The 25,529-nt window shown below is 63.2% G+C and carries 33 protein-coding genes; 14 read left to right on the top strand and 19 right to left on the bottom strand.

Annotation, left to right across the window (positions count from 1 at the left end; translation table 11 throughout):
- Positions 1-36 precede the first annotated feature (36 nt).
- From NKH13_RS01125 to NKH13_RS01180, 12 genes are all read right to left on the bottom strand, one after another.
- The gene (locus tag NKH13_RS01125) at positions 37-1,113 is read right to left on the bottom strand and encodes a 5-(carboxyamino)imidazole ribonucleotide synthase (RefSeq protein WP_352909988.1); all 1,077 of its coding nucleotides are present in this window, start codon (positions 1,111-1,113) and stop codon (positions 37-39) included.
- Positions 1,110-1,607 (bottom strand): 5-(carboxyamino)imidazole ribonucleotide mutase, encoded by a 498-nt coding sequence (purE, locus tag NKH13_RS01130; protein ID WP_352714357.1) that lies wholly within the window; start codon positions 1,605-1,607, stop codon positions 1,110-1,112. Before purE ends, NKH13_RS01125 begins: the two co-directional genes overlap by 4 nt.
- Positions 1,608-1,733: 126 nt before the next feature.
- On the bottom strand, positions 1,734-2,567 hold the full coding sequence (locus NKH13_RS01135) for an anti-sigma factor family protein (protein WP_352909991.1): 834 nt from the start codon (positions 2,565-2,567) through the stop codon (positions 1,734-1,736).
- Positions 2,564-3,124: a sigma-70 family RNA polymerase sigma factor gene (locus NKH13_RS01140; protein WP_352714354.1), complete on the bottom strand. Its 561-nt coding sequence runs from the start codon at positions 3,122-3,124 to the stop codon at positions 2,564-2,566. The genes NKH13_RS01135 and NKH13_RS01140 overlap by 4 nt, the downstream gene beginning before the upstream one ends.
- Before the next feature lie 25 nt (positions 3,125-3,149).
- Entirely contained in the window at positions 3,150-3,497 is a 348-nt protein-coding gene (locus NKH13_RS01145) for a cupredoxin domain-containing protein (RefSeq protein ID WP_352714352.1), read from the bottom strand.
- An 11-nt stretch (positions 3,498-3,508) separates the two neighbouring features.
- Positions 3,509-4,456 (bottom strand): metallophosphoesterase family protein, encoded by a 948-nt coding sequence (locus NKH13_RS01150; RefSeq protein WP_352714350.1) that lies wholly within the window; start codon positions 4,454-4,456, stop codon positions 3,509-3,511.
- Between the two features lie 162 nt (positions 4,457-4,618).
- Positions 4,619-5,824 carry an aminotransferase class V-fold PLP-dependent enzyme gene (locus NKH13_RS01155; RefSeq protein WP_352714348.1) on the bottom strand — a complete coding sequence of 402 codons (1,206 nt, stop codon included), beginning with the start codon at positions 5,822-5,824 and terminating at the stop codon, positions 4,619-4,621.
- 26 nt (positions 5,825-5,850) lie between these two features.
- Positions 5,851-6,312 (bottom strand): RidA family protein, encoded by a 462-nt coding sequence (locus NKH13_RS01160; protein WP_292655697.1) that lies wholly within the window; start codon positions 6,310-6,312, stop codon positions 5,851-5,853.
- 34 nt (positions 6,313-6,346) lie between these two features.
- Positions 6,347-7,141 (bottom strand): amino acid ABC transporter ATP-binding protein, encoded by a 795-nt coding sequence (locus tag NKH13_RS01165; protein WP_352465755.1) that lies wholly within the window; start codon positions 7,139-7,141, stop codon positions 6,347-6,349.
- Positions 7,142-7,145: 4 nt separating this feature from the next.
- Entirely contained in the window at positions 7,146-7,796 is a 651-nt protein-coding gene (locus tag NKH13_RS01170; RefSeq protein ID WP_292655692.1) for an amino acid ABC transporter permease, read from the bottom strand.
- A gap of 1 nt (position 7,797) precedes the next feature.
- Complete coding sequence (locus NKH13_RS01175) at positions 7,798-8,463, bottom strand: amino acid ABC transporter permease (protein WP_352714346.1); 666 nt, start codon at positions 8,461-8,463, stop codon at positions 7,798-7,800.
- Positions 8,464-8,529: 66 nt separating this feature from the next.
- Positions 8,530-9,411 carry a transporter substrate-binding protein gene (locus NKH13_RS01180; protein WP_352465757.1) on the bottom strand — a complete coding sequence of 294 codons (882 nt, stop codon included), beginning with the start codon at positions 9,409-9,411 and terminating at the stop codon, positions 8,530-8,532.
- A 127-nt stretch (positions 9,412-9,538) separates the two neighbouring features.
- On the opposite strand from NKH13_RS01180, the gene NKH13_RS01185 reads away from it, so the two are divergent.
- Entirely contained in the window at positions 9,539-10,342 is an 804-nt protein-coding gene (locus NKH13_RS01185) for an IclR family transcriptional regulator (protein ID WP_352909997.1), read from the top strand.
- Between the two features lie 33 nt (positions 10,343-10,375).
- Here the strand turns inward: NKH13_RS01185 and NKH13_RS01190 are convergent, their stop codons facing one another.
- On the bottom strand, positions 10,376-10,579 hold the full coding sequence (locus tag NKH13_RS01190; protein ID WP_352465789.1) for a YdcH family protein: 204 nt from the start codon (positions 10,577-10,579) through the stop codon (positions 10,376-10,378).
- A gap of 240 nt (positions 10,580-10,819) precedes the next feature.
- On the opposite strand from NKH13_RS01190, the gene NKH13_RS01195 reads away from it, so the two are divergent.
- From NKH13_RS01195 to NKH13_RS01225, 7 genes are all read left to right on the top strand, one after another.
- Positions 10,820-10,999 carry a YdcH family protein gene (locus tag NKH13_RS01195; RefSeq protein WP_023678481.1) on the top strand — a complete coding sequence of 60 codons (180 nt, stop codon included), beginning with the start codon at positions 10,820-10,822 and terminating at the stop codon, positions 10,997-10,999.
- A 200-nt stretch (positions 11,000-11,199) separates the two neighbouring features.
- Positions 11,200-12,453: a flavodoxin-dependent (E)-4-hydroxy-3-methylbut-2-enyl-diphosphate synthase gene (ispG, locus tag NKH13_RS01200; protein ID WP_352909998.1), complete on the top strand. Its 1,254-nt coding sequence runs from the start codon at positions 11,200-11,202 to the stop codon at positions 12,451-12,453.
- A 4-nt stretch (positions 12,454-12,457) separates the two neighbouring features.
- A complete protein-coding gene (locus NKH13_RS01205; RefSeq protein WP_352910000.1) occupies positions 12,458-13,312 on the top strand; it encodes a lytic transglycosylase domain-containing protein in 855 nt (284 codons plus the stop codon).
- A 162-nt stretch (positions 13,313-13,474) separates the two neighbouring features.
- Positions 13,475-14,671 carry a phosphoglycerate kinase gene (locus tag NKH13_RS01210; protein WP_352910002.1) on the top strand — a complete coding sequence of 399 codons (1,197 nt, stop codon included), beginning with the start codon at positions 13,475-13,477 and terminating at the stop codon, positions 14,669-14,671.
- A gap of 140 nt (positions 14,672-14,811) precedes the next feature.
- The gene (locus NKH13_RS01215) at positions 14,812-15,837 is read left to right on the top strand and encodes a class I fructose-bisphosphate aldolase (protein WP_352714338.1); all 1,026 of its coding nucleotides are present in this window, start codon (positions 14,812-14,814) and stop codon (positions 15,835-15,837) included.
- A 151-nt stretch (positions 15,838-15,988) separates the two neighbouring features.
- Positions 15,989-16,726: a DUF899 domain-containing protein gene (locus tag NKH13_RS01220; protein ID WP_352910004.1), complete on the top strand. Its 738-nt coding sequence runs from the start codon at positions 15,989-15,991 to the stop codon at positions 16,724-16,726.
- 86 nt (positions 16,727-16,812) lie between these two features.
- The gene (locus tag NKH13_RS01225; RefSeq protein ID WP_352714334.1) at positions 16,813-17,544 is read left to right on the top strand and encodes an SGNH/GDSL hydrolase family protein; all 732 of its coding nucleotides are present in this window, start codon (positions 16,813-16,815) and stop codon (positions 17,542-17,544) included.
- Positions 17,545-17,558: 14 nt separating this feature from the next.
- Here NKH13_RS01225 and NKH13_RS01230 read toward each other — a convergent pair whose 3' ends face one another.
- Positions 17,559-17,720 (bottom strand): hypothetical protein, encoded by a 162-nt coding sequence (locus NKH13_RS01230; protein WP_008873884.1) that lies wholly within the window; start codon positions 17,718-17,720, stop codon positions 17,559-17,561.
- A gap of 203 nt (positions 17,721-17,923) precedes the next feature.
- On the opposite strand from NKH13_RS01230, the gene NKH13_RS01235 reads away from it, so the two are divergent.
- From NKH13_RS01235 to NKH13_RS01245, 3 genes are all read left to right on the top strand, one after another.
- Positions 17,924-18,091: a hypothetical protein gene (locus NKH13_RS01235; RefSeq protein WP_352910005.1), complete on the top strand. Its 168-nt coding sequence runs from the start codon at positions 17,924-17,926 to the stop codon at positions 18,089-18,091.
- Between the two features lie 141 nt (positions 18,092-18,232).
- Entirely contained in the window at positions 18,233-18,640 is a 408-nt protein-coding gene (locus NKH13_RS01240; protein WP_352910007.1) for a hypothetical protein, read from the top strand.
- Between the two features lie 18 nt (positions 18,641-18,658).
- Positions 18,659-19,378, top strand: coding sequence for a helix-turn-helix transcriptional regulator (locus tag NKH13_RS01245; protein WP_023678491.1), 720 nt, complete (start codon positions 18,659-18,661; stop codon positions 19,376-19,378).
- 60 nt (positions 19,379-19,438) lie between these two features.
- Here the strand turns inward: NKH13_RS01245 and NKH13_RS01250 are convergent, their stop codons facing one another.
- The 3 genes from NKH13_RS01250 to NKH13_RS01260 form a co-directional block, all read right to left on the bottom strand.
- Positions 19,439-20,134: a DUF1013 domain-containing protein gene (locus NKH13_RS01250; protein WP_352714330.1), complete on the bottom strand. Its 696-nt coding sequence runs from the start codon at positions 20,132-20,134 to the stop codon at positions 19,439-19,441.
- A gap of 351 nt (positions 20,135-20,485) precedes the next feature.
- Positions 20,486-20,626: a DUF1127 domain-containing protein gene (locus tag NKH13_RS01255; RefSeq protein WP_352910010.1), complete on the bottom strand. Its 141-nt coding sequence runs from the start codon at positions 20,624-20,626 to the stop codon at positions 20,486-20,488.
- 164 nt (positions 20,627-20,790) lie between these two features.
- Positions 20,791-21,801 (bottom strand): NAD(P)H-quinone oxidoreductase, encoded by a 1,011-nt coding sequence (locus tag NKH13_RS01260; RefSeq protein WP_352910012.1) that lies wholly within the window; start codon positions 21,799-21,801, stop codon positions 20,791-20,793.
- A 124-nt stretch (positions 21,802-21,925) separates the two neighbouring features.
- Between NKH13_RS01260 and NKH13_RS01265 the strand changes: the two genes are divergently transcribed.
- The 3 genes from NKH13_RS01265 (at position 21,926) to NKH13_RS01275 (ending at position 23,783) form a co-directional block, all read left to right on the top strand.
- A complete protein-coding gene (locus NKH13_RS01265) occupies positions 21,926-22,120 on the top strand; it encodes a DUF1192 domain-containing protein (RefSeq protein ID WP_023678495.1) in 195 nt (64 codons plus the stop codon).
- 96 nt (positions 22,121-22,216) lie between these two features.
- Positions 22,217-23,464 carry an MFS transporter gene (locus tag NKH13_RS01270; RefSeq protein WP_352910014.1) on the top strand — a complete coding sequence of 416 codons (1,248 nt, stop codon included), beginning with the start codon at positions 22,217-22,219 and terminating at the stop codon, positions 23,462-23,464.
- 31 nt (positions 23,465-23,495) lie between these two features.
- Entirely contained in the window at positions 23,496-23,783 is a 288-nt protein-coding gene (locus NKH13_RS01275) for an ArsR/SmtB family transcription factor (RefSeq protein ID WP_023678497.1), read from the top strand.
- A 141-nt stretch (positions 23,784-23,924) separates the two neighbouring features.
- Here NKH13_RS01275 and NKH13_RS01280 read toward each other — a convergent pair whose 3' ends face one another.
- Together NKH13_RS01280 and NKH13_RS01285 are read right to left on the bottom strand one after the other, a co-directional pair.
- Positions 23,925-24,581, bottom strand: coding sequence for a glutathione S-transferase family protein (locus NKH13_RS01280; protein ID WP_352714327.1), 657 nt, complete (start codon positions 24,579-24,581; stop codon positions 23,925-23,927).
- A 61-nt stretch (positions 24,582-24,642) separates the two neighbouring features.
- Positions 24,643-25,494, bottom strand: coding sequence for an alpha/beta fold hydrolase (locus tag NKH13_RS01285; protein WP_352714325.1), 852 nt, complete (start codon positions 25,492-25,494; stop codon positions 24,643-24,645).
- Between the last annotated feature and the right edge of the window lie 35 nt (positions 25,495-25,529).

Below are 25,529 nucleotides of genomic sequence, written 5' to 3' on the forward strand. Positions count from 1 at the left end.
TTTCGCTAGCGCGGACCTTCGGTTCGGGATCATGCTCTAGCTGCGGCGGCTCACGCGCGTAAAATGGCCCATCTTGCGGCCGGGCCGCGCCTCGGCCTTGCCATAGAGGTGCAGCATCAGATCGGGCTCGGCGAGCAGCTCAGGAACGCGCCGGACATCGTCGCCGATCAGGTTTTCCATGACGCAGTCGAACTGCCGGGCGGGATTTCCCAGCGGCAGGCCGGCGACGGCGCGGATGTGCTGCTCGAATTGCGAGACGGTGCAGGCGGCCTCCGTCCAGTGGCCGGAATTGTGGACGCGCGGCGCTATCTCGTTGGCCAGCAGCGAACCGTCGGCAAGGACAAAGAATTCGACGCCGATGACGCCGACATAGTCGAGCGCCGCAAGGATCTCTGCCGCCGCCGTTTGAGCCGCAGCCGCCGTCTCGGACTTTACTTCGGCCGGCAGCGTCGAAGTGTGAAGAATACCGTTGCGATGGACATTCCAGGCCGGATCGTAGGCGGCGAGCGAGCCGTCGATGCCGCGCGCAGCGATCACCGAAATCTCGCGCTCGAAGGTGACGAAGGATTCCAGGATCAACGGCACGTTGCCCATCGCCTCGCAAGTGCCGGCAAAGCCGCCTGTTTCCATGTTGCGGAAGACACGCTGGCCCTTGCCGTCATAGCCCATGCGGCGCGTCTTCAATATGCCGCTGCCGTTGAACTTTTTCAGCGCAGCCGTCAGTTCGTCGTCATTGTCGACGGGGCCGAAATCCGCGGTCCGTATGCCGATGCCGTTAAGGAATTTCTTTTCCGCCAGCCGGTCCTGCGCCACTTCCAGTGCGCGTGCCGGCGGATAGACCGGCACCGTAGAGGCCAGTGCCGCGGCGGCCGCGACCGGAACGTTCTCGAATTCATAAGTCACGACGGCACTGGCCGCAGCCAGCTCGCCAAGCGCGGCCGCGTCGTCATAGGCGGCGACGATCTGCCGGTTGGCGACCTGTGCCGCCGGGCAATCCGGCTGCGGCTCCAGCACGACGATGCGGTAGCCGAGGCGGGCCGCAGCCATCGCCAGCATGCGGCCAAGCTGGCCGCCGCCGATGATGCCGATGGTCGATCCCGCCAGCAGACTCACGGCGCGTCCGTGGGCTCTGCGGCGACCTTGGCGGTCTGCGCGGCGCGCCAGCTATCCAGCCGGGCGGCAAGCTTTTCGTCGCTCAGTGCCAGCACCGCGGCAGCCAGAAGGGCGGCGTTGGCAGCGCCGGCCTTGCCGATGGCCAAAGTGCCGACCGGAATGCCGGCCGGCATCTGCACGATCGAAAGCAGCGAATCCTGGCCGGACAGCGTCTTCGACTCCACCGGCACGCCGAACACCGGCAGCGGCGTCATCGCCGCCGTCATGCCGGGCAGATGCGCCGCACCGCCGGCACCGGCGATGATCACCTTGTAGCCGGCCGCCTTGGCGCCCTTGGCGAAGTCATAGAGCCGGTCGGGAGTGCGGTGGGCCGAGACGATCAGCCGCTTGTGCGGAACGCCAAGCGCGTCAAGCGTTTCGGCGGCGTGGCGCATCGTCGCCCAGTCGGACTGGCTGCCCATGATGATGGCGACGTCGGCGCGTTGATCGTTCAAGCTTCTGCTCCCCGGCGGCAAAGGCGCGCATTAGCGGAATTCGTCGGGAGCCGCAAGGATGGCCAGAAAGGGAAAGCCGCTTGTGCCGTTTCGGTCGCTACGCAAATGGCTAACGGGCGGCGGTGGTCATCGGGCGGCCGCTGCTCGGAAGCGGTTGACGAAGTCGTCAAGTTCAGGCCGTTCGGTATCGGAAATCGCCCAGTAAGAAAAGGCACTGTCGCTCCAGTGGACCAGCGAGAAGCCACCAGCAGAAAGATCGACCGGTCCGGCTGTCGAGCCGGTTTCGTCGGGCGCGGCGACGAGAGTGATCAGGTGCTCGCGGTGCCGGTAGACCAGTGCCGGCACCGGCCGATCGGCGATCACCTCGACCCGGCCGCCGAGCAATGTGAAACCGTCATTGGCAAGATCGGGCGCCGGTGGCGACAGGCCGACCCGGGCATCGAGCCAAGGTTTTACGGTATGCCGGTCCGACGAGACGACGTCCACGGGACTGGCTGCCAGCAGGCTGCGGCGGTGGCCGCTGGCGACCGCGGCGGCAAAGCTGTCGGGCGCCCTGCTCAGCATCATCCATTGCGTCGCGCCGCTGGCCAGCACGGCGGTAACGATGATCGACGCCGCCAGCGCGCGCCAGTCGAACGCGCCAAATCGGTGCACCGCTCTGTGCGCCGGCAGCACTCGAGCGGCGGGCGCCGGCGCCGACAGCACTTTCTCCGTACCGGCTGTCCCGATTGCAGCGATGCGAGCCTTGAAATCCTCACGGGCGTCGGGCCTCGGCAGCCCGCCGACGGCGTTCTGCAGCGCAACGATGCGGGCATGCTCAGCGGCGAGCGCCGGATCGGCGGCGATGCGTCGCTCGACGGCCAATGCCGCTGCTGCGTCGAGCTCGCCATCGACCAATGCATGGATCATCAGCTCCATGCCCGCCGGGTCATCGGGCAGTCCATCATTGTGCGCGCTCATGGCGCCCTCCCAAGTTGGGATATCAGCAGGCCGCGCGCCCTCGCCAGGCGCGACATCACCGTGCCTAGCGGGACGCCAAGCAGCGTCGCGATCTCGCGATAGCTGAGGCCGTTGATGTCCCGCAGCACCAGGGTCTCGCGAAATTGCTGCGGCAGCGCGGCGATTGCCGCCTCGAGTGCCGCCGCATCGACCTTGGCGATCAGGCTTGCCTCAGGACTGTCGGTATCCGGCAGGCCGACGCCGTACGCAGCCGTCATGTCGTCGAGATCGTTCAGGTCGCCGACGGCGACGATACTGCGCGGCCGGTTGCGCGCCAGCCAGGAGTAACAGGCGTTGCGCACGATCGCCAGCAGCCAGGCCCGGCCATTGCCGCCGGCATAGCCGGCGATGCCCGCATGCGCCTTCAAACATGCCTCCTGCACCACATCCTCGGCGTCGGCGGCGTTGCCGGTCAGCCAGCGGGCAAGCGCAAGCGCATCCGCGAGATGGGGTAGAACCACCTCGCGAAAGCGCTCGGCCGCGGCCTCTTGGTTCAACACCGTCGCATCGCCCGGCATCCCGGGCAGAACCTTCCGAACATCCTCACGGAGCGACGGTGATCCTGCCCTGCATGTGCGGGTGAAGCCCGCAGAAATAGGCATAGTCGCCCACTTTGGTGAAGGTGAAGGCATATGTGTCACCGGTGTCAAGCGCCTTGGAGCGAAACGAGGCATCGTTGGCGACCACCAGATGCGGGATGTCGTCGTCATTCTCGAAGGTCACGGTAGTGCCCTGCTTTACCGTCAGCACCGCCGGTGTGAAGGCAAAGTTCTCGATCTTGACCATTGGCTGGTCTGCTGCGTTCAGTGGCATAGCAACCATTATCAGGATCGCCGCCAAACCGAACGCGACAGGGGATACGACGAAGAGGCGGGCTGGAAAGCGGATCATTGCATTTCCCCTCAGGCCAGCGTGCTGTCGATGATGGCGAGGTCCTGCCCGCCTTGCTTGACCGTCACGCTGCTTGTGCCGAGCAGGCTGCGCAACTGGCCGGCAGGTACCGTCATCGGCCCGGGTGAGGCTGCGGTGCCCGGCGCCGGTTGCGGGAAAGCGGTCGAGCGCGCGGTATGAAAGGTAACGTTGCCTTCGACCTTCTGCATGATCTGGTGGATATGGCCGTTGAGTATGGTGACAGAGCCGAAGCGCTTGAGCAGGGCCAAGGCCTGCGCCGCGTCGTCGGTGCCCCAGCCCCATTCGGGATAAACAGCCCATAGCGGGATGTGGGCAAAGACGACGATTGGCGTCGAGGCGGTGACCGCCTTCAGATCATCGGCCAACCATGCCAACTGGTCGGCGCCGAGATTGCCGAGCCCGCCAGCCTTCAGGTTGACGACGTTGACAAGCCCAATGAAATGGACGCCGTTCTGGTCGAACGAATACCAGCCGGCGCCCTTGGTGCCCTTGCCGTAGCGGTCGAGATAGGCCTGGCCATTGCCGTCATCGATCAGGTCGTGCTCACCTGGCACATAATGCACGTCGAAGCCTGCGCCGCCGATGATCTGGGCAGCGTTGTCGAACTGAGCGGCCTTCGACAGATGGGTGATGTCGCCGGTGTGGATCATGAAAGCGGGCTTTTGCGGCAGCGCCTGGATCTTGCCCATGGCCTCCTTCAGCGTGTCGATAGCGTGCGGGTTGGCAGCCTTGTCGAAGCCGATGTGGCTGTCGGAGATCTGGAGGAAAGTGAAGCCGGTGGCCAAGGCCTCGGCGGCTTGCGCCGCGCCGAGCAGGCTGAGCGAAACCGGCACGCCGGCCGAAATGGTCCACAGCACTCCCGTGCCGGCCCAGATCATGCATTCCAGTGCATGACGGCGGCTGATGCCGTCAGCTTCATTGTCGTGGTGGTGGGTCATACCGGTCTCCTGCAACGCCGGAAATGGCGTCTGCTTGGGAGACCTGCGAAGGAGGTGGTTTATTCCCGTTCGAGGACAAGGCAGTCATTCACAGTGCCGTGATGGTGCGGCGGGTGGTTGGCGAAGCCGGACTGGAGAAGGAGGCCAGGTGAGCCGTCGTGGCTAGTCAGGCCAGCGCAACGCGCCGGCGGACTGCTTGCGAGCGGGTTTCATCGCATCCGCGGGCCGATCGGCAGCGCTCAATATAGCCCGCAGGCGTTCGGCGACGATCTCCGCCTCGCCGGCATGGAGATTGCACGGATCAAGGAAGAAGTGACCGCGCTCGACCTCGTGGTTGCGAACGATGACGGGTGGCGAGCCCGCCGCCAGTGCCGAGGCCAGCCCGGCTGCGGTGAACCGGCTTTCGGGCGCAACAAACACCTGCAGGCGGTCGAGAGGATTTCCGGTCGGATCGGGAATGATGTTTGCTGCGATGCCGGGCAGGCCCTGCAATGCGGTTTGCCACAGATGCAGTGCGGCTTCTTCCCGCCGGCGGATGCCGGCATGGTCGCGCCGTTCCCAGGCTTCCAGGGCCGCCATGGTGCCGGCAATGCTCTCCTTGCCGACCTTCATGGCGCGCGCGACGCCACGATTCTGCAGATAGGCGGCCCGCACCAGATCCTTGCGGCCGGCCACGATGCCGCTTGTCGGCCCTGAGAGAAATTTGTGCCCGCTGTAGACGACAATGTCGGCGCCGCGCGCCAGAAAGCCGCGCAAATCGTATTCCGAGGCGGCGTCGACGATCACCGGCACGCCCCTGGCGTGGCAAATCTCGCAGAACTCCTCGAGCGAGAGCATGCCGTATTGCACGGTGTGGTGCGCAACGACGTAGAGGGCTGCCGCCGTCCGGTCCCGGATCGCGTCGGCAACATGATAATCCTGGGTGACGCTGACCGTGCCGGCAGGCACTGCCTTGGCTCCGGCAAGCCGGATCGACTGGTCGATCGGCGCGCCATAATTGACGATATGGCCAAGCTGGACGATGACCTCCGATTTGAGGCCCTCGGTGTCGTCCGGCAGCCGCTCGATCGCAAGAAGGCTGGTTCCGGTCATCGCCCCGGCAATCGCCATGGTTATGCCGCTGGCGCAGCACGCGGTGATGAAGCCGGCCTCGCCGCCGGTGAGGCGTGCAATCACAATACTTGCGGCGCGCTGCAGATCGTCCATCTCGACCCATTGCGAGGCGATTTCCGACATTGCAGCAATTGCTTCCGGTACGATGATCGAAGCGCCGAGCGCCGTCATCGTGCCGGAAACATTGATAATCGGGCGAAGGCCAAGCCGTTCGCGGATTGTCGTGTTGGAACGGTCAGCGGCATAGGTCGTCATCTCTGTAGATCCTGTTTCGAAAGATTTCAGGCGGCGATCTCGACGACCGCCTCGATTTCAACTGTGATGTTGCCCGGCAGCGAGCCGACACCGATTGCCGAACGGGCGTGTCCGCCAAGCGTATCAAAGACGGCGGCGAAAAGATCGGAACAGCCATTGACCACCTTGGGGTGCTCGCTGAATGTCGGCGTCGCATTGACAAAGCCAAGCAGCTTGACGACGCGCACGATGCGGCCGAGGTCGCCGGCCGCCGCATGCATGACGGCGAGCAGGTTCAGGCCGGTCAGACGGGCATGATCATAGGCCTCCTCCACGCTGACATCCTCGCCGACCTTGCCGGTGCAGAGCGCGCCATCGGCGCGCAACGGCCCCTGGCCGGAGAGGAAGATCAGCCGTCCGCTCTCGGCATAAGTGACGAAGTTGGCGATGGGCTTCGGCGGCTCGGGCAGTGTCAGGCCCAATTCCGCGAGCCGGATGTAAGGCGTCATAAAAGCTCCTTGCGACAGCTTTCGCCGTCCGATGTCAAAAATGCGAGGCGCGAAACCGCGCCAGGAAACTGCGAAGGCGTTCATTGTCGAACCCCGCCGCCAGAATCTCGGCGGGTGGTCCGACGGCGCTGACGCCGCCATCCGCCATGAAAACGATGCGGCTCGATGCGTCGCGCGCAAAAGCCATTTCATGCGTGACCATCAGCATCGTCATGCCGTCTTCGGCGAGGCTGCGCACGACCTCGAGCACCTCGCCAACCAGTTCGGGGTCGAGCGCCGAAGTTATCTCGTCGAGAAGCAATATCTTCGGCTCCATCGCCACGGCGCGGGCGATGCCGACGCGCTGCTGCTGGCCGCCGGAAAGCTCGGCCGGCAGACTGTCGGCTTTGTGGGCGAGGCCGACCCGGCCGAGCCAGTGCTCGGCAATGGTGCGGGCCTCGGCATTGCTCTTGCCGCGCACCTTGCGCAGGCCAAGCATGATGTTGCCGGCCGCAGTCAAATGCGGGAACAGATTGAAGCTCTGGAACACCATTCCGGTCTCGGCTCGCATCGCAGCCAGGTCGCGCTCGCTGCGTCGCTGGTGTGTTCCCGTCTCGCGATAGCCGACCTCCTTGCCATCGATACGGATCGAGCCGCTGTCGTAGCTCTCCAGGAAGTTGACGCAGCGCAGCAGCGTGGTCTTGCCGCTGCCGGAGGGGCCGATGACCGTCACCACCTCGCCGCGTGTCACCTGCAGGCTGACGGAGCGCAGGACCTCGACGGATCCAAAGGCTTTGGAAACCTCGGTGACATCGAGAAGTGCCGGATTCTGGTGCGAGGCGTTGGACATCTTGCTATTCCCGGATGAAGGAGAAACGCCGCTCCAGGCGCCGGCTGGCCAAGGAGAGGGCGTAGTTGACGGCGAAGTAGACGAGCGCGCCGAGAATGTAGAGCGGCATCGCCTCATAGGTGCGGCCGATGACCTGGTTGATCGCCTGCATGAGGTCGGTGATGCCGAGCAGCGAGACCAGCGCGCTGCCCTTCACCGCGTCGGTGACGCCATTGATCCAGGGTGGCAGGAAGCGCCTGAACGCCTGCGGAAAAATGACGTAGGCCAGCCGCTGGCGAAAGGTCAGTCCGATCGCCATCGCCGCCTCGGACTGACCCTTGGGAATCGAGCCGACGGCGCCGCGTAAATATTCGACGACCTGTGCGGTCTTGAACAGGGTGAGGGCGAGTACGGCCGCCCAAAAGGATTCCAGATGCAGCCCCACCGCGGGCAGGCCGTAATAGACGAAGAAGATCAGCACCAGGATCGGAATGCCGCGTATGGTGTCGCTGAAGATGCGCACTGCCCAGCGCAGCGGAGCCGGACCGTAGACAAGGCCGACGCCCATCAGCACGCCGGCGATGAGCGATAACACCACGACCAGCAGCGACACCCACAAGGTTACGGCAAAGCCTTCGGCGAGGAACGGCAAGGCGTAGATGATCTGGCTCAGCATGTCAGCGCGCCGCCTTGAACCGGCGCTCGACCAGCCGCAGCGCGAAAAGCAGCGCGTAGCCGGTCAACAGGTACATCGCAGTCACCACCAGATAGACCTCGACAATGCGGAACGTGTTGAAGTTGATCCACTGGGCGCCATAGGTGAGTTCAGGTACCGAGATGACCGACGCCACGGACGTATCCTTGAAGAGCGATATGAATGTGTTGGAAAGCGCCGGCAGGGTTATGCGCAGCATCGTCGGCAGGCGCACATGGAGCAGCCTTTGCCATGGCGTCAGGCCGATTGCCTTGCCGGCGTCGAGCTGCCCGCGCGGCACCGCCTCGAGCCCCGAGCGAAACACCTCGACCAGGTAGGCGCCGCTGTAGAGCGACAGCGTGGCAATGAATGAGGTTTGCGCGCTGTAGGCAATGTCGACCACCGTCGGCAAGCCGTAGAAGACCAGATAGACGAGCAGGATCAGCGGCACGTTGCGGATGAACTCGACATAGCCCGCGATGATGGTCCGCACCGCACGTCCGGCCGACACGTACCAGACCGCCAGAACGAGCCCGATGACGATGCCGATCGCGATCGAGATGACGGCCAGTTCGAGGCTTAGCAGCAGTCCGCCCCAGAGCTTGTCGAAATGCCGCCAGATCAGGTTGAAGTTGAGGGTATAACCCATGCGTCCTCGTCATGGAGGGCTGTGATGAGAGAAGGCGGAAGGACGTTGTCCTTCCGCCTGCTTGCATCAGATGACCGGGAAACCGGGATGGCGCGCCGGCGGCTCCTGTCCGAAATAATCCTTGAACGCAGCGTCGTAGAGTGCCGTTTCATGGCCGAACATGGCGATGGTGAAGGTCTGGTTGACGAAGGTCAGCCAGTCGAGGTCGCCCTGCCGCAGCGCAGCACCATAAAGCATCGAGAACCAGCTCTTGCCGGCATCGAAGTACTTATCCGGATTGCGCGAGGCGAGCCAGCGCACCGTTGACAGATCGACCGCGGCGGCGTCGACTCGCTTCGATTCCAGTGCCTGCAGCACATTGGCCTGCGTGTCTATCTGCATCACCTGCGACTCCGGCAGGACGATATGCACGTTTGCCTCGGCATCGACGTTTTGCAGGATGGAAATCCGGGTCGCCGAACCGCCGGCAAGCAGCTTGTCGAAGGTCTTGTTTTCGGCGTTCGGAAGGGTCAGCAAGGCGATGCCTTCGACGTAGTAGGGCCGGGAGAAGTGGATCAGCTGCGAGCGCTGGGCGGTCATGGTCATGAACTGGATGGTGATGTCGACCTTGTTGGTGGTCACGTTTGGAATGCGCTGAGCCGGATCCTGCATGACGAATTCCACTTTGGTCGGATCGTCGAAAAGCCCCTTGGCGAGAATGCGACCCATGGTGATGTCCATGCCGACCAGTTCGCCGGCGTCGTTCTCGAAGTGCCAGGGCGCGTTGGTGCTGCCGGTGCCGACGATCACCTTGCCGCGCTCGAGAACGGTGCGCAGCAGGCTGTCGGGCGCTGCCTGGGCCGCCGCTTTCCGAACGTCGACCGCGGTAGCGACGCTCATCACTCCGGCCGTTGCAAGCCCGGCCATTCCCAGTTTCAGAAATTCACGCCTTTTGGATGTGTCGTTCACGACGACCTCCTCTCGTGTTGTGTTCCCCTTTGGACCAGCAATACAGCATCGGTTGCAACTGGCATCATTGTCCCTTACAAGAGACTGCTGTACTCTGTACAAGACAGATTAACATCAGGAATCGATAATGCAAGATGGCAATGCCTTGGCCGCTCGATCGGACGTCGGTCTGGACGAGGACAAGAATTCGGGTTCCCGGGAGAAGGGCCTCAACCGGGTCCTGCAGATTCTGGAGTTTCTTCACGCGACCCAGCGCGCAATCGGCATTGGCGATCTTGCCAAGGGGGTGAACGCGCCGCGTTCGACGACTTACACGCTTGTGCGCTCACTGGTCGACGCTGGCCTGCTGGAGATGGCCGGAGACGGCAATCGGGTCTATTTCGGAAAGAAGCTTTATCTCTACGGAATGGACTATGTACGGGGCAACGACCTGCTCAGGCAAGGGCGCCAGGAAGTCGACCATTTGTCGCGCGAGACCGGCGAGACCTCGGAGTTGTGCATGTTGCAGAGCGGCCGCTACACCATCGTCCATTCAAGCCCGGGAACGAGGCCATTCAGGATCAGCTCGGCGACGGGTCTGCAAATACCGCTTCCCTGGACAGCGTCCGGGCGGCTGCTCCTCGCCGGCTTCGACAGGGCGGCGATCGAGGATATGGTCTCGGAAGACGATCTCGTACTGCCGGACGGCCGCAGGTTGCGGCTCGACGACTTCATAGCCGACATCGCCGTCGCCAAATCGGCCGGCTACTGCGTCACCTCCGGCCTTGTCGATGCCTACACAAAATGCCTGGCCGCGCCGGTCTTTTCAGCGCCGGGCAGGGTCGAGGCGACGATGTGCCTGGTGGTTCCCATCGATACCTCGCCCGTAAAGACCGACGATCTGATAGCGCTGTTGCGCGAGCGCGCCGCACGGCTTTCGATCGCGGCATAGGTCGCCTTCCAACAGGCCGGCGCCGGCGTTCGTTCAAGCAATAATGTCTGGAATGATCTTGTCTTCCAGCGCCATCAGCCTGTCCTTCAGGAAAAGCTTCTTTTTCTTCATGCGCTGGATCTGCAGCGGGTCGCAATTCACGGCGATCATCGCATTGATGGCCGCGTCGAAATCGGCGTGTTCCTGCTTCAGCCGGGAATATTCAAGGCGGATATCTGCCTGTTCCTGATCGGACATTTTTACCGTCTGCACGTCTGCGGCGCCCAAACTATGGGCCTGATTGGGCGGGACCGGGTCTTCTTGCACCGGCGCGCAGCCCATACCACATTTCATATTGTCGTGGAATGCTACCACGCAGCATTCGACATCGGTGCTCGATGGTGGCAGACTGTCATTATGCCGTCACAGAAAGCGAGCCTGCGGTGGACGCGCCCCTGGCGGCTGCAATCGAGGAAACCATGAAAGGGAGAACCAATCATGTCTCTTGCATCCCATCTTGATGAGCTGCAGCGGAAACACGGCGACATCGAACGGGAAATCGACGATGCGATGACCCATCCATCGGTAGACGACCTCGAAATCGTGAATCTCAAGCGGCGCAAGCTGGCGCTCAAGGACGAGATTGAAAAACTGAAGGCGAAACCGACGACGCACTGAAGCCCTTCCAGGACTAGCAGCGCCGCCCGGCGCGCGATCTTTCCGGTGGCATCGCTATGCTGCCGGAAACACTCGTGGATTTGCGGCAAGCTGCCGTCTTGTCATTACCGATTTGCCAGGTCTGCGCGCCAGTCGCCATTGACAAGCCATCTTTGCTCCTCCACCTCATGCCCGGACCTTCAAGATTAAAGGCAGCCGGCATGACCGGATATTTTTCCTCACCCTTCCCACGCCGCAGGTCGGTCGGTGTCGATGTCGGCGGCGTGATGGTCGGTGGCGGCGCGCCGGTCGTCGTTCAGTCGATGACCAACACCGACACGGCCGATGTCGACCAGACGGTCGCGCAGGTGGCGGCGCTGCATCGCGCCGGCTCCGAGATCGTGCGCATAACCGTCGATCGCGACGAAAGCGCTGCCGCCGTACCGGCCATCCGCGAGCGGCTGGAACGGCTCGGCATCGACGTGCCGCTGGTCGGCGATTTCCATTATATCGGCCACAAGCTCCTGGCCGATCATCCGGCCTGCGCCGAGGCACTGGCCAAATACCGTATCAACCCCGGCAATGTCGGATTCAAGGACAAGAAAGACCGGCAGTTCGCGGCGATCGTCGAGATGGCGATCCGATACGACAAACCGGTGCGCATCGGCGTCAACTGGGGCTCGCTCGACCAGGAACTGCTGACCCGGCTGATGGACGACAACCAGGCCCAGGGCTTTCCGCTTACCGCGCAGGAAGTGACGCGCGAGGCAATCCTGCAGTCGGCGATCCTGTCGGCCGAAATGGCCGAAGAGATTGGCCTTGCCCGCGAGAAAATCATCCTATCGGCCAAGGTCAGCGGCGTGCAGGATCTGATCGCCGTCTACACCGAGCTTGCCACCCGTTCCGACCATGCGCTGCACCTCGGCTTGACGGAGGCGGGCATGGGCTCGAAAGGCATCGTCGCCTCGTCCGCCGCCATGGGCATCCTGCTCCAGCAAGGCATCGGCGACACCATCCGCATCTCGCTGACGCCGGAGCCGAACGGCGACCGCACGCGCGAGGTGCAGGTATCGCAGGAGCTGTTGCAGACCATGGGCTTCCGGCAGTTCGTGCCGATCGTCGCCGCCTGCCCGGGCTGCGGCCGCACGACCTCGACCGTGTTCCAGGAGCTTGCCCAGAACATTCAGGCCGACCTGCGCAAGAACATGCCGGTGTGGCGCGAACAATATCCCGGCGTCGAGAACCTCAAGGTCGCGGTGATGGGTTGCATCGTCAACGGTCCGGGCGAATCCAAACATGCCGATATCGGCATTTCGCTGCCCGGCACCGGTGAGACGCCGACCGCCCCGGTGTTCGTCGACGGCAAGAAGGCGGCGACGCTGCGCGGCCCGTCTATCGCCGCGGATTTCGAGAAAATGGTTTCCGACTACATCGAACGGCGGTTTGGGCAACACGGCAAAGCCGCGGCGGAGTAGTTCGATGCGGCGTTTGCTTGGGGCGACGCTGGTTGTCATTTGCGGGCTGGGCTGGGCGACAGCCGTCCAGGCCGATCCGCCGCGGCCCGCCAAGCAGAAGCTGATCGATCGCGTTTGCGATCTTATCGAGACGCATGCCGACCAGAACGGCCTGCCCAGGGATTTCTTTGCCCGGCTGATCTGGAAGGAAAGCCGTTTCGATCCCAATGCGGTCAGCCCCGTCGGCGCGGAGGGTATCGCCCAATTCATGCCGGGTACCGCCAAGATGCGCGGGCTCGCCAATTCCTTCGACATCGAACAGGCGATCCCGGCCTCGGCAAAATACCTCGCCGAAATGAAATCCGGTTTCGGCAATCTCGGCCTCGCCGCCGCAGCCTACAATGCCGGCGAGAGCCGGGTGACGCGCTGGCTGAATTCCGGCGGCTTCCTGCCGATGGAGACCGAAAGCTACGTTTTGGACGTCATGGGCGAGCCGGCCGACAAGTTCACCGATGCCGCGTATGCCGGCGTCATCCGGCCGCTCGACAAGAAGGCGAGTTTCTCTGCCGCTTGCCGCGAGCTGCCGGTGATCATGTCCAGAACCGTGCCGATGTCGTCGATCAACATCAAGCCGTGGGGCGTGCAGGTGGCCGGCAATTTCCGCCGGGCCGCGGCGCTCAATCAGTGGAGCAACGTGAAGCGCCGGTTTCCAGCCTTGCTCAGCGGTCGCGATCCGGTGGTCAGCCGGGTGCGCACACCGATCGGCAGGCGCGGCATCTATGCGGTGCGGATCGGCGCCGACACCAAAGCCAAGGCCGACGATATTTGCCAGAAACTGCACAGTGTGGGCGGCGCATGCATCGTGGTGCGCAATCGGTAAGCCATATGTCGGTGCGTTTCGCGCCATTGCTGCCCCATCTCGCTCCCCGTGGGCACTTCGTCCTCGACACGTGAATCATATTTTCCGTGAACCGTTAGGCAGGTCTTGCATCGTCGTCGATGCGGGGTAAGGTCCCCGCGATTTTTCGTGAAAGGGATCAGCATGGCCGGCTTCAAGACACTGGACGACATCGGCAATATCAGCGGCAAGCGTGTGCTGGTGCGTGTCGACCTCAACGTTCCCATCACCGAGGGCAAGGTCACCGATGCCACCCGCATCGAGCGAATTGCGCCGACTATCACCGAGCTCTCCGGCAAGGGCGCCAAGGTGATCCTGCTTGCCCATTTCGGCCGGCCCAAGGATGGACCGGCGTTGGAATTCTCGCTCGGGCCGATCGCCAAGGCGACGGCTGACGTGCTCGGCCGTCCGGTTGGCTTTGCCGCCGACTGCATCGGCGACAAGGCGGCGAGCGCCGTCGCCGCCATGGACAGCGGTGACGTACTGCTGCTCGAGAACACCCGCTTCCATAGGGGCGAGGAGCAGAACGACCCGGCCTTCACCGAAAAGCTCGCCGCCAACGGCGACATTTTCGTCAACGACGCCTTCTCCGCTGCGCACCGCGCCCACTCGTCGACGGAAGGGCTGGCGCATGTGCTGCCGGCCTTCGCCGGCCGTACCATGCAGACCGAGCTCGACGCGTTGGAAAAGGGTCTTGGCAATCCCGTCCGTCCGGTTGTCGCCATCGTCGGCGGGGCCAAGGTCTCGACCAAGATCGACCTGTTGATGAATCTGGTGAAGAAGGTCGACGCGCTGGTCATCGGCGGCGGGATGGCCAACACGTTTCTCGCGGCACGCGGCACCGACGTCGGGAAATCCTTGTGCGAGCATGATCTCGCGACCACCGCCAAGCAGATCATGATCGAGGCGGCCGAGGCCGGCTGCGCCATCATCCTGCCCGCCGACGGCGTTGTCGCCAGGGAGTTCAAGGCCGGCGCCACCAACGAGACCGTCGCCATAGCAGACGTGCCGGCCGACGGCATGATCCTCGACGTCGGCGCAAAGACCGTGAAAACCATTGCCGAATGGATCGACCGTGCCGCGACGCTGGTCTGGAACGGGCCGCTCGGCGCCTTCGAGATCGAGCCGTTCGACCATGCAACGGTGGCGACGGCCAGGCACGCGGCAGCGCGCACCAAGGCCGGCAGACTGGTCTCGGTCGCTGGCGGCGGCGACACGGTGGCGGCGCTCAACCATGCCGGCGTCAGCGACGATTTTACTTATGTCTCGACGGCCGGCGGCGCTTTCCTCGAATGGATGGAAGGCAAGCCCTTGCCCGGCGTCGACGTCTTGAAGCGCTAACTGCGGCAGCAATAGCAGTGCGAAGGAGTGCGCCCGCGACTTTCAATCGATTCGCGCTTCTCCGGCGAAATGGTTCGACTTGAACCTGCGTTGCTCTGGTGGTCTGCTGGGCGCGGATCAATTCTTTCAGGAGAAGCACGATGAGCGAACGTCTCGAGGACATTGCCGCCGCGATGGTGGCCAATGGCAAGGGCCTGCTGGCTGCCGACGAGAGCTCCGGCACCATCAAGAAGCGCTTCGACGTCATCGGCGTCGAGTCGACCGCCGACAGCCGCCGCGACTATCGCGAGATGATGTTCCGCGCCAGCGATGCAATGACCAAGTACATTTCCGGCGTCATCCTCTACGACGAGACCATTCACCAGAGGGCCGCCGACGGCACACCGCTGGTCGACATCATCAAGGCATCAGGCGCTATCCCCGGCATCAAGGTCGACGCCGGCGCCAAACCGCTAGCGGGCTTTCCCGGCGACACCATCACCGAAGGCCTGGACGGCCTGCGCGAACGCCTCGCCGATTATTACAAGCTTGGCGCCCGCTTCGCCAAATGGCGCGCGGTGATCGACATCGATGTTGCCAAGGGCGTGCCTTCCGCCACGTCGATCGGCTCGAACGCCCATGCGCTCGCCCGTTACGCCGCGCTTTGCCAGGAAGCCGGCATCGTGCCAATCGTCGAGCCGGAGGTGCTGATGGACGGCGCCCACAACATCGACACGTGCTACGAGATCAGCAAGGCGACACTTACAAAGTTGTACACCGAGCTCTATGCGGCCCGCGTCGTGCTCGAAGGCACCATCCTGAAACCGAACATGGTCCTCGCCGGCAAGAAATCGGGCAAGGTCAGCAGCCCGGAGGAAGTCGCCGAAAAGACCATAAAACTGTTCCGCGAGACGGTGCCGGCCGCGATCGGAGGCATCGCCTTCCTGTCAGGGGGACAATCGGACGAGGAGGCGACCGCCAACCTCAATGCCATCAACGCCATCGGCCCGCATCCCTGGAAGCTGACCTTTTCCTATGGCCGCGCCTTGCAGGCCGCTCCGCAGAAGGCCTGGAGCGGTAAGGCGGCGAATGTCGCCGCCGCGCAGGCCGCCTTCGCCCATCGCGCCCACATGAACCATCTGGCAGCGCTTGGACAATGGCAGCCGACGCTTGAGCAAGCCGCCTGACCGAAAACATCTTGCGTTTCTCTCGACCCGGGCCACGTGCCCGGGTTTTTGTTTGAAAGCAGCAAGGCCTGCAATTTCTTGCAACTGAAATGCAGCTCGGTGTCGGCATTCCTCGCGGCCGAACGTCCTCCGTGAAAAGAGGAGCAGACCGATGCCAAACAACAAGACCGTATCGCAGGAAGAGTGGTTTCAGGCGCACAAGGCGCATCTGGCGCGCGAAAAGGAATTGACGCGCTTTCGCGACCGCGTCGCCGCCGAACGCCGCGAATTGCCGTGGCTGAAGATCCGCAAGGACTACGTCTTCGAGACCGAGCAAGGGCCAAAGAAACTGCCTGACCTGTTTGGCGGCAGCAGCCAGCTGATCGTCTACCATTTCATGTTCGGGCCGGGCGCCGATTATCGCTGCGAAGGCTGCTCATTCCTTGCCGATCATATCGACGGCGCCAACCAGCATCTCAGGCACCACGACGTCTCACTTGTCGTGGTAGCACGGGCGCCATTGGCCGAATTGCTGCCTTACAAGCAGCGCATGGGCTGGAAATTCGACTGGGTGTCGTCCTACGCCTCGGACTTCAACTTCGATATGCAGGTGTCATTCACGGACAAGCAGATCGCGGCCGGCGACACGACCTACAATTTCGAGCGGCGCGCGCGGAGATCGAAAGACCTTCCCGGCACCAGCGTGTTCTATCGCGACGAGAAAGGCGACATCTTCCTGACTTTCATCTCGCGCTCCCGAGGCGGCGATCCGCTGATCGGCGCCTATCACTATCTCGACCTGACGCCGAAAGGCCGCAACGAAACTGGCCCGCATCATAGCCTCGGCGACTGGGTGCGGCTGCATGACGAGTACGAAGACCAATCCGGGACGCATGACGGTTGCCATTGAGGCGACAAGGGTGTCGCTGCAAGGTCGTTCACCTTCAGTGCAACATGCGCTAAGTGCTGTTCGCTATGCCCTAAAAGGGACTTGCCATGCGGCGCATTCCGACCCTTCTCACCTGGCTCGCCTTTCCGGTCTATGTCTGGCAAGGACTTGGCGTGCGTCGCCGCACCACCCGCATGCTGCCGGCACAAGGTCCGGTCATGCACGAGATATCTGGCGTGGCGCCAGCAATCTCGGTTCTGGTGCTTGGCGATTCCTCCGCCGCCTCGGTAGGCATCGGCAATTCCGAAAACGGATTGGCCGCGCAACTGGCGGTTCTGATTGCGCAACGCACCGGCCGCACCGTGCGCTGGCGGGCGGCCGGCTTCAACTCGGCAACCTCTGGCCAGATCCGCGATCATGTGCTGCCCAATCTATCGGCCGATCCGTGGACGCATATCGTGCTGGCGATCGGCACCAACGACACCAAGAATTTTCATTCGGTACCGCGCTTCAAGCGCGAGTTTGGCGGCCTGCTCTACGCGCTGCGCGCCAAATGGCCGGAGGCGCGCGTCGTATGGTCGCCGGTGCTGGAGTTCACCCGGGCGCCGGCAATGCCGCCGCTGCTCGGCAACATCCTCGAAATCCGCGCCGCCGAAATGAACCGGATGGGCGAGCGCCTTTGCCTCGAGCGCGGCGCCATACCGGCGCCCCGCCTGCCGATCACCGATGCCGATGCCGGCTTCGCATCGGATGGATTTCATGCTTCGGAAGCCGGCTACCGAGCCTGGGCGGAACATCTGGTCAGCCTGGTGGTCGCCAACGAACCGGGCGTCGCGTAGCGGGGCCGCCGGCACTACGTCCAGTGCCCGAGCACCGCCGTAATCGAAATCGCCGCCATCGCCAGCAGCGCCAGCTTCCAGAAATCGCTGCGCCGCTTCAGCCCGGGCCAGCCGAGCGGCTTGATGAGCTGGATGACCATCATGGCGATGATGACGAGCGCGAGAAGTTTCGACATGCCGCCTTTGATCAGCATCGCGGCTGGCTGTCAAAGCGGCTCCGCGATCGCCGTCTTTCCACTGCGGCAGGCTCTTTTTCGGCACTGCCTGATCAGGTCGGTGGACAAATCGGGATGCCGGTCACGAGAGCTGCACCCTCCTGACAGACTGCTGTCAGCAGGGGTGTGCGATAGTGCCTGCATCGAAAGAGAGGAGACCAGCAATGAACGGTTTTACCATTCTGCGTAGCATGCAGCATTATGTCGGCAAGATCCGGACGATGCGCAATGAGATCCGCACCCAGCGGTTCATGAATACCCTGCCGGCGGACATCCGCAAGGATATTGGTTGGCCGGACATGTATGGCGACCGCCGCAATGGCGGCAATTGAGGCAAGCTTTCTGCGTGGCGTTTGGATGCGACCTGGCGACGAGCTGAAATGGACATGCTGAAGCCTCCTGACAGTATGGTGTCAGGAGGCTCGTGCCATAGTGCGATGGCCGCCGGAGCCGGATGGCCGAGAGGACGATCGATGAAAAGCTGGAACGACAGGCTGAACACGCCTGGCATCAACGGCAAAAAACCGTCGCCGCGCACCATCGGTGACGTCGTCGAAGGCCAGCCAATGCTGGTTCCTACAGCTCGCCAGGTCGATGCATTCATCCGCTCCATCCCCGAAGGCATGGACATGGATATCCGCGCTTTGCGCACCGCTCTCGGCATCGAGCACGGTGCCGAGGTGACATGTCCGGTCACCATCGGCTATCATCTGCGCACCGTCGCCGAGGCCGCCAACGAGGATCTTGAGCGTGGCATGGCGCTGAGCGACATTGCGCCGTTCTGGCGGATGCTCGATGCAAGCACGCCGACAACGAGGAAACTGTCCTTCGGCGCGGCATTCGTCGCCGCGCAGCGCAAGCGCGAAGGGCTGGAACGATAGACGCCGAGGGACCATACGATGCGCCGCGCCGACAGGCTCTTCCAGATCGTGCAGCATCTGCGTGGTGGCCGTCTGGTCACTGCCCAGAAGCTGGGCACGTGGCTCGAGGTTTCCGAGCGGACGATCTATCGCGACATCGCCGACCTGCAGTCGACCGGTGTGCCGATCGACGGCGAGGCCGGTGTCGGCTACATGATGAGGGAGGGTTTCGACCTTCCGCCGTTGATGTTCACGCGTGACGAGATCGTCGCGCTGGTCGCCGGCGCCCGCATGGTGCGCGCCTTTGGCGGCGCGGCCATGGCGCGAGCCGCCGACGAGGCGCTGGTCAAGATAGGCGCCGTGTTGCCCGACGCCGAAAAGGACCGCATCGCCCGTACCGAGATCCACACGCCGATGTGGGTGGTAAGCGATGCCGCCCGCGAAGCCATCGACCTGATCGAGCGCTCCATCGAGAAACGCCAGGTGCTGACCATCGACTATTCGGATGAGGCCGGCCGCAGCACAGCGCGCGATATCCGCCCGCTCGGCCTGTGGTTCTGGGGCAAGGTGTGGACCTTGGTCGCCTGGTGCGAGATGCGCGGCGATTTCCGCGCCTTCCGCATCGACCGCATCGCTTCGGTGGTGATCGCCGGCCGCACCTTCAAGCCGGAGCGCGGCAAACAGCTCGCCGATTTCTATCGCGCGGTGGAGCGCAGCGAGGATTATGGCATGGCGCCGGACCGGGCAGCGCGAAGCTGACACGGAAGATCGCAAAAAAGCCCGCTTGAAAGCGGGCTTTTTGTTTTGGATGCGAGACCTCTATTCCTCTTCGTCCGTATCCTTGTCCTTCGACTTCAGCGCCGAAAGCTTGGCGAAGACGGCGTTGGCGTCGAGTTCGCGGTCCTCGTCCTTTGGTTTTTCCGGCGCCGGCACCAGCCGTTCGGTCAAGGCGGCCGGCAGCAGCGTATCGCCGACCGGCTGCGCCTGCTCGCGGCCGCGCGAAGCACGGTTGATTTCCATGTCGAGGTCGATCTGCGACGTCAGGCCGAGCGTCACCGGATCCATCGGCTGGAGATTGGCCGAGTTCCAGTGCTTTCTGTCGCGGATCTGGTCGATCGTCGACTTCGTCGTGCCGACAAGGCGGGCAATCTGCGCATCCTTGAGCTCGGGATGATTGCGCACCAGCCAGAGGATGGCGTTGGGCCGGTCCTGGCGCTTCGACAGCGGCGTGTAGCGCGGACCCTTGCGCTTGGATTCCGGCACCCGCACCTTGGGATCGGAGAGCTTCAACCGGTGGTTCGGGTCCTTCTCGGCGCGCGCGATCTCGTCGCGAGTGAGCTGGCCGGTCATGATCGGGTCCATGCCCTTGATGCCTTGCGCCGACTCGCCGTCGGCGATCGCCTTGACCTCAAGCGGATGCAGTCCGCAGAACTGCGCGATCTGCTCGAAAGAAAGCGCTGTGTTGTCAACCAGCCAGACGGCGGTCGCCTTTGGCATCAGCAGCGTATTGGCCATTACAAAAATCCTTCTCGTTCGCCCGCGTTCCCGCGCGGGCGGTGGTTTAGAGCCACCAAAATGGGATAATCGCGGTCTATATAACCGCTCGCTCGCCGTTTCGCAATGTTTTTGGAAGGCGCGTCAAGCACGGCATGGCAGCGCGACCAGCAGACCGCGAAGGGTCGGCACATGACGCCATGCAATCGAAGCTTCAAAAAGACAAAGCCCGCCAGACCAAGGTCGGGCGGGCTCGGAACCGGCGACGGAAATCCGTCTGCTACGGCTCTGGCTTCTAAGACGTGATCCCGAACCGCGGCTCGGCGTTGCGGAAAAGCAGCGCCCGGTCTTCGGGTGGGATCGTGCTCGAGATCAAAGCCCCTGGCGGGCGATTCTCTCGATGTCGCCGCGGGTGATGCCGAGGTCGTTGAGCTGACGAGCATTCAGCCGGTTCAGTTCGCGCACGGTTTCGTTGTACATGCGCCAGTTACGGAAAGCGCGGATCGGGTTCATGGTAGTCCTCCATTTCGTTGGATCATTCGTTTCGATGACGCGTAAATAGGCATCGCTGCTCAGGAATTGAACAGACGCTTTTGCATGGCCGCAATGCAATTGTTGCATTGCAGCATTAAGCTTTCATTCAGCTTGTTGGGGCGTGCGTCTCGGACGATACGTTCCTAGCCGACGTCGAGCACGATCTTGCCGATATGTTCGCCGTCTTCCATCCGCTCATGCGCCCGCCAGGCCTCCTTGAGCGGGAAGATCATATCCATGACGGGCGCCACCTTGCGGCTGCCGAGCAACGGCCACACCTGCGCCTCGAGTGCTGCGGCGATTGCCGCCTTGAATTCGACCGTGCGCGGCCTGAGCGTCGAGCCGGTGTGGACGAGCCGCTTGACCATGAGTTTCGAGAAATCGGCGCTGGCAACCGCCCCGCCCTGCGTGGCGATCTGAACGATGCGGCCTTCCAGCGCCGCAGCCTCGTAGTTGCGCGCCACATAGTCGCCGCCGACCATGTCGAGGATCACGTTGGCGCCGCGGCCCTCGGTCGCCTCCTTGACCGCCGCGACGAAATCCTCCTCGCGATAATTGATCGCCCGGTCGGCGCCGAGCTTCAGGCAGGCTTCGCATTTCTCCTTGCTGCCGGCGGTGGTGATGACATAGGCGCCGAAAGCGGCAGCAAGCTGGATCGCCGTGGTGCCGATACCCGACGAGCCGCCATGCACGAGCAGCGTCTCGCCGCTCTTCAGGCTGCCGCGCTCGAAGACATTGTGCCAAACAGTGAAGTAGTTTTCCGGGAGCGCCGCCGCTTCGGTGTAGGTAAAGCCGGCGGGCAGCGGCAGCACGCTGCCGGCGTGCACTCTGACATATTCGGCATAGCCGCCGCCCGCCGTCAGCGCACAGACCCGGTCGCCGACGCGCCAGCGCGATATCTCGTCACCAAGGGCAGCGACTTCGCCTGCCGCTTCCAGGCCCGGCAGATCCGATGCTCCCGGCGGTGGCGGATAGGCGCCCTTGCGCTGCTGCACGTCCGGCCGGTTGACGCCGGCGGCCCGCACCCGGATCAGGATCTCGCCGGGACCGGGAACCGGTACGTCGCGGGTTTCCGGTTTCAGCACCCGCGGCCCGCCCGGTTCCGATATGGCGATCGCCATCATCTTTGCCGGAATTTTCTGTGCGTTCGCCATGAATTTTCCCGTCGTGCTTCGCCGGTTTCTCGTGCCAGCTCTTACCGGCCATTTGCATCCATACCCTTGCCCTATGTATGCTCATTGGCAAATCAGGCAAATGGGCAATCACGGAGGAGCGACGATGGCGATCTTCGACGACGAACCCAAGAAGAAAGCGCGCCCGCACGAGATCGGGCAGGATCTGTCGCTGCTTTCCGTCGATGAATTGTCCGAGCGGATCGGCATCCTGCGCGACGAGATTGCCCGGCTGGAAGCCGAGCTCAAGACCAAGGGCTCCACCAAGTCGGCGGCAGAGGCGCTGTTTCGCCGCGGATAGTACTGCGGGTAATTCCAAAAGCTCGGGCACGCCGCCGAAAAGCCCGAATGCCGCTGTCTCCAGACTTGTGCCCCAACCCCCCAGCCGGATTGAAAAATGTTCGCAAGCTACAGACCGATCCTCTCGCTGCTGCGCGGCACCGCGTTCCTGTTGGCGGCATCTGGGCTGCATGGGCTGCTGTTGCCGCTGCGCGGTCAGGTGGAGGGCTTCTCGACGGCATCGCTCGGCCTGATGGGCACGGCTTGGGCTGGCGGCTTCGTCACCGGCTGCTTCTTTGCGCCACGCATCGTGCGCCGCGCCGGTCATGTCAGGGCTTTCGGTGCCTTTGCCGCATCGGGAGCGATCGTCGCATTGCTCACCGGCCTGATCATCGACGAATATACCTGGATCCTGCTGCGCGCCTTCACCGGCTTCACCATGGCCGGCGCCTTCATGGTCATCGAAAGCTGGCTGAACGAGAAGGCCACCAACGAAAACCGCGGCACCGTCTTCGGCCTCTACATGATGGTCACCTATGCCTCGATCATGGGCGGTCAGATGATCGTTGCCGGCGGCGATGTGAAATCGGCGTCGCTGTTCATGATCACCGGCATTCTGTTCTGCCTGTCGCTGATCCCGACGGCGGTCTCGACGGCGTCGCACCCCAAGCCGCTGCAGGACGTGTCGCTCGACGTCAAAGGGCTCTACATCAATTCGCCGGTCTCGGCGATCGCCTGCGTGCTGATCGGCATCGCCAACGGCGCCTGGGGTACACTTGGTGCCGTCTATGGCGCTCGCATCGGCATCTCGACAGCCGAGATCGCGCTGATGATGAGCCTCGTGGTCATTGCCGGCGCCGCCATGCAGCTTCCGGCCGGACGGCTCTCCGACACAACGGACCGTCGTTTCGTGCTGGCGGGTGCGGCTTTCGGCGCTGCGCTGTTTGCCATCGCCATCTTCCTGTTCGAACCGCGCTCCGGCGTCTTCGTCATCGTCTGCACCGCCGCCTACGGCGCCTTTGCCTACACGCTCTATTCGATCGCGGTGGCGCATGCCAACGACCATGCCCGATCGGAGGACTTCGTCAAAGTGTCGGGCGGCCTGCTGCTGCTTTATGGCTTCGGCACGATGATCGGTCCGCTGGTGGCCGCCGGCCTGATGGGCTGGATGCGCCCCGAGGGGCTGTTCCTGGCTACTGCGCTCGCGCATCTCAGCCTGGCCGGCTATACGCTGCTGCGGATCAGCCGTCGTGCGCCGGTGCCGATCGAAGGCCGCGATGCCTTCAAGACCCAGCCGGCCGATCGCTCGGTGACGCCGGAAGCGTTGCGGCTCGACCCGCGCAGAAAAGCTGAAACCGACAGTTGAGATTCGAGGCGCTTTGTCCCACAAATAAGGCATGATGCTTTCCGACGCCTTCATGGCGATTGCCGATCCCAACCGGCGCCATCTCTTGGAAGAGCTCCGGCGCGGACCGAAGACCGTCAACGAATTGGCATCCGGCTTGCCGGTGTCCCGCCCGGCCGTTTCGCAGCACCTGAAGGTGCTGCTTGATGCCGGGCTGGTCAACGCCAAGCCGGAAGGCACCAGGCGCGTCTATACGGTCAGCAATGCCGGCTTCCTGAAGCTCAACATCTGGCTCGACCAGTTCTGGGACGCGGAGCAGCTCGGCTCACCCGGAAGCTGAGGGGCGTCATCAGCGCGTCGGCAACTGTGCAGCTTCGGGCCTAGAGCAATTCCCGGAAAAGTGTGAAACGGTTTTCCGTCCGGAATTGCGCAAAAACAAAGAGATAGAGCGTTCGGCGTTTCCGTGAAACGATGGACTACTCTAGCCATTGTTGTAGGGGAAGAGCTTGAAATAAGGCTGCGCTTCCTCGATCACACGGGCAACCGAGGGGCGTTGCAGCAACCGGTCGTGATAGCGCCTAACCGCAGGATATTCGTCTCCGAACGGCTCGACCTTGTTGGCGTAGAACAGCGCGGGGGCGGCAGCGCAGTCGGCCATGGTGAAGCTCGCACCCACCGCCCATGTCCTCGACGGCATGTCCCGTTCGATGATGGTGTAGGAGCTGCGCAGCTGGGCGCGGGCCTGCTCGACGCCGAACGGATCGGTCTTGCCCTCCGGCCGCAGCCGGTCGCCGACGATCTTCTGCATCGGTTCCTGGACGTAGAAGTCATAGAAGCGGTCGGCGAGCCGGGCCTGGCGAGCGAGATCGAGATCGGCGGGGATCAGTTCGACCGGCCCAGGATAATACGCGTTGAGATATTCGATGACGATCGTCGATTCCGGTACGGTCCGGTCCAGCGCTTCATCACGCAGTACCGGCATCTTGCCGAGCGGCCACAATTTCAGGAACGCCGCGCGCGACTGTTCATTGCCGAGATCGACAACGACTGATGTGAATGGCGTGCCGTTCTCATAGAGCGCGATCAGCGGCTTCCAGCAGAAGGAGGCCAGTGGATGAAGATGCATAGTAAGGGACATTGTTTGTCGTTCCTTAGGGGGTTCGTCTCGCGGAAATTCGGTGTCGGGGTCACGCTCGGCCCTATTTGGCCTGGCTGTGGGTGACGATGGCATCGATGATCGCGGCCCAGTCGTCGGGATGCAGCTCGTGGCCGCCGCCCTCGATCCGGAGCAGCCTTGCACCGGCGACCGCGTCGGCAAGAGCGGCGCCATGCTCGACTGGAAAGATGGGATCGTCGGTGCCGTGGATAACGAGGAGCGGGGTTTTCATGTCGCGCAGCCGACCCGTCCAGTCTTCGCCGCTCCCATCTTCGCCACTCTTGAGCATGAAATGATTGGTCGCACTTAGAAAACCGCCGGACCGGTCATAATCCTGTTCGACGAAAGCCCGCGTTCGCTGCTCGTCGAAAGAGTGCGCGGCACCGGTGAGCGCATGCGCGTCCTTGACGATGAAATCGACCACTTGGCCCCGGTCCGCCCAGTCGACCTTGGCGCCTTCGGCCGAATGTTTCCTATAGGCCTCGGTGGTTCCGGGCAGATGCGATGTGTCGATGCCCAGGGGCGAGCTGCTGATCACCGTCAGCGAAGTGACACGCGACGGATATTTCAACGCAACGAGCTGCGCGATCATGCCGCCCATCGACATGCCGACCACATGCGCCGTTCGGATTCCGTGGTCGTCAAGGACGTGGATGGCATCGTCCACCATGTCGTCGAATGTATAAGGCGGCTCGCCCGGCGCGTATTTGGTCGAACGGCCGGTATCGCGATTGTCATAGCGGATCACGAAGCGACCCTCGCCGGCCAGCTTCCGGCAAAACGCTTCCGGCCACCAGAGCATGGAAGCCATGGCGCCCATGATCAACAATACCGCCGGATGGGCCGGATCGCCGAAGGTCTGGGATACGATTTCGGGGTGTTCGGCGTTTCTCATGGCCTTCCTCCTTGGGCTTCCAATCCGATTGCAAT

Origin of the sequence: Mesorhizobium sp. M1348 (assembly GCF_040317925.1) — a bacterium.
In the GTDB taxonomy this organism is placed as follows: Bacteria; Pseudomonadota; Alphaproteobacteria; order Rhizobiales; family Rhizobiaceae; genus Mesorhizobium.

Bases quoted from the DNA above. Each gene is read 5' to 3' on its own strand.
- NKH13_RS01210 (WP_352910002.1), top strand. From the start codon at position 13,475: ATGGCCGGCTTCAAGACACTGGACGACATCGGCAATATCAGCGGCAAG.
- NKH13_RS01230 (WP_008873884.1), bottom strand. From the start codon at position 17,720: ATGTCGAAACTTCTCGCGCTCGTCATCATCGCCATGATGGTCATCCAG.
- NKH13_RS01135 (WP_352909991.1), bottom strand. From the start codon at position 2,567: ATGAGCGCGCACAATGATGGACTGCCCGATGACCCGGCGGGCATGGAG.
- NKH13_RS01235 (WP_352910005.1), top strand. From the start codon at position 17,924: ATGAACGGTTTTACCATTCTGCGTAGCATGCAGCATTATGTCGGCAAG.
- NKH13_RS01150 (WP_352714350.1), bottom strand. From the start codon at position 4,456: ATGACCCACCACCACGACAATGAAGCTGACGGCATCAGCCGCCGTCAT.
- NKH13_RS01145 (WP_352714352.1), bottom strand. From the start codon at position 3,497: ATGATCCGCTTTCCAGCCCGCCTCTTCGTCGTATCCCCTGTCGCGTTC.
- NKH13_RS01195 (WP_023678481.1), top strand. From the start codon at position 10,820: ATGTCTCTTGCATCCCATCTTGATGAGCTGCAGCGGAAACACGGCGAC.
- NKH13_RS01165 (WP_352465755.1), bottom strand. From the start codon at position 7,141: ATGTCCAACGCCTCGCACCAGAATCCGGCACTTCTCGATGTCACCGAG.
- NKH13_RS01160 (WP_292655697.1), bottom strand. From the start codon at position 6,312: ATGACGCCTTACATCCGGCTCGCGGAATTGGGCCTGACACTGCCCGAG.
- NKH13_RS01240 (WP_352910007.1), top strand. From the start codon at position 18,233: ATGAAAAGCTGGAACGACAGGCTGAACACGCCTGGCATCAACGGCAAA.
- NKH13_RS01225 (WP_352714334.1), top strand. From the start codon at position 16,813: ATGCGGCGCATTCCGACCCTTCTCACCTGGCTCGCCTTTCCGGTCTAT.
- NKH13_RS01255 (WP_352910010.1), bottom strand. From the start codon at position 20,626: ATGAACCCGATCCGCGCTTTCCGTAACTGGCGCATGTACAACGAAACC.
- NKH13_RS01205 (WP_352910000.1), top strand. From the start codon at position 12,458: ATGCGGCGTTTGCTTGGGGCGACGCTGGTTGTCATTTGCGGGCTGGGC.
- NKH13_RS01190 (WP_352465789.1), bottom strand. From the start codon at position 10,579: ATGTCCGATCAGGAACAGGCAGATATCCGCCTTGAATATTCCCGGCTG.
- NKH13_RS01185 (WP_352909997.1), top strand. From the start codon at position 9,539: ATGCAAGATGGCAATGCCTTGGCCGCTCGATCGGACGTCGGTCTGGAC.
- NKH13_RS01175 (WP_352714346.1), bottom strand. From the start codon at position 8,463: ATGGGTTATACCCTCAACTTCAACCTGATCTGGCGGCATTTCGACAAG.
- NKH13_RS01170 (WP_292655692.1), bottom strand. From the start codon at position 7,796: ATGCTGAGCCAGATCATCTACGCCTTGCCGTTCCTCGCCGAAGGCTTT.
- NKH13_RS01215 (WP_352714338.1), top strand. From the start codon at position 14,812: ATGAGCGAACGTCTCGAGGACATTGCCGCCGCGATGGTGGCCAATGGC.
- NKH13_RS01245 (WP_023678491.1), top strand. From the start codon at position 18,659: ATGCGCCGCGCCGACAGGCTCTTCCAGATCGTGCAGCATCTGCGTGGT.
- NKH13_RS01270 (WP_352910014.1), top strand. From the start codon at position 22,217: ATGTTCGCAAGCTACAGACCGATCCTCTCGCTGCTGCGCGGCACCGCG.
- NKH13_RS01285 (WP_352714325.1), bottom strand. From the start codon at position 25,494: ATGAGAAACGCCGAACACCCCGAAATCGTATCCCAGACCTTCGGCGAT.
- NKH13_RS01140 (WP_352714354.1), bottom strand. From the start codon at position 3,124: ATGCCGGGCGATGCGACGGTGTTGAACCAAGAGGCCGCGGCCGAGCGC.
- ispG (WP_352909998.1), top strand. From the start codon at position 11,200: ATGACCGGATATTTTTCCTCACCCTTCCCACGCCGCAGGTCGGTCGGT.
- NKH13_RS01260 (WP_352910012.1), bottom strand. From the start codon at position 21,801: ATGGCGAACGCACAGAAAATTCCGGCAAAGATGATGGCGATCGCCATA.
- NKH13_RS01275 (WP_023678497.1), top strand. From the start codon at position 23,496: ATGATGCTTTCCGACGCCTTCATGGCGATTGCCGATCCCAACCGGCGC.
- NKH13_RS01265 (WP_023678495.1), top strand. From the start codon at position 21,926: ATGGCGATCTTCGACGACGAACCCAAGAAGAAAGCGCGCCCGCACGAG.
- NKH13_RS01155 (WP_352714348.1), bottom strand. From the start codon at position 5,824: ATGACGACCTATGCCGCTGACCGTTCCAACACGACAATCCGCGAACGG.
- NKH13_RS01280 (WP_352714327.1), bottom strand. From the start codon at position 24,581: ATGTCCCTTACTATGCATCTTCATCCACTGGCCTCCTTCTGCTGGAAG.
- NKH13_RS01220 (WP_352910004.1), top strand. From the start codon at position 15,989: ATGCCAAACAACAAGACCGTATCGCAGGAAGAGTGGTTTCAGGCGCAC.
- NKH13_RS01250 (WP_352714330.1), bottom strand. From the start codon at position 20,134: ATGGCCAATACGCTGCTGATGCCAAAGGCGACCGCCGTCTGGCTGGTT.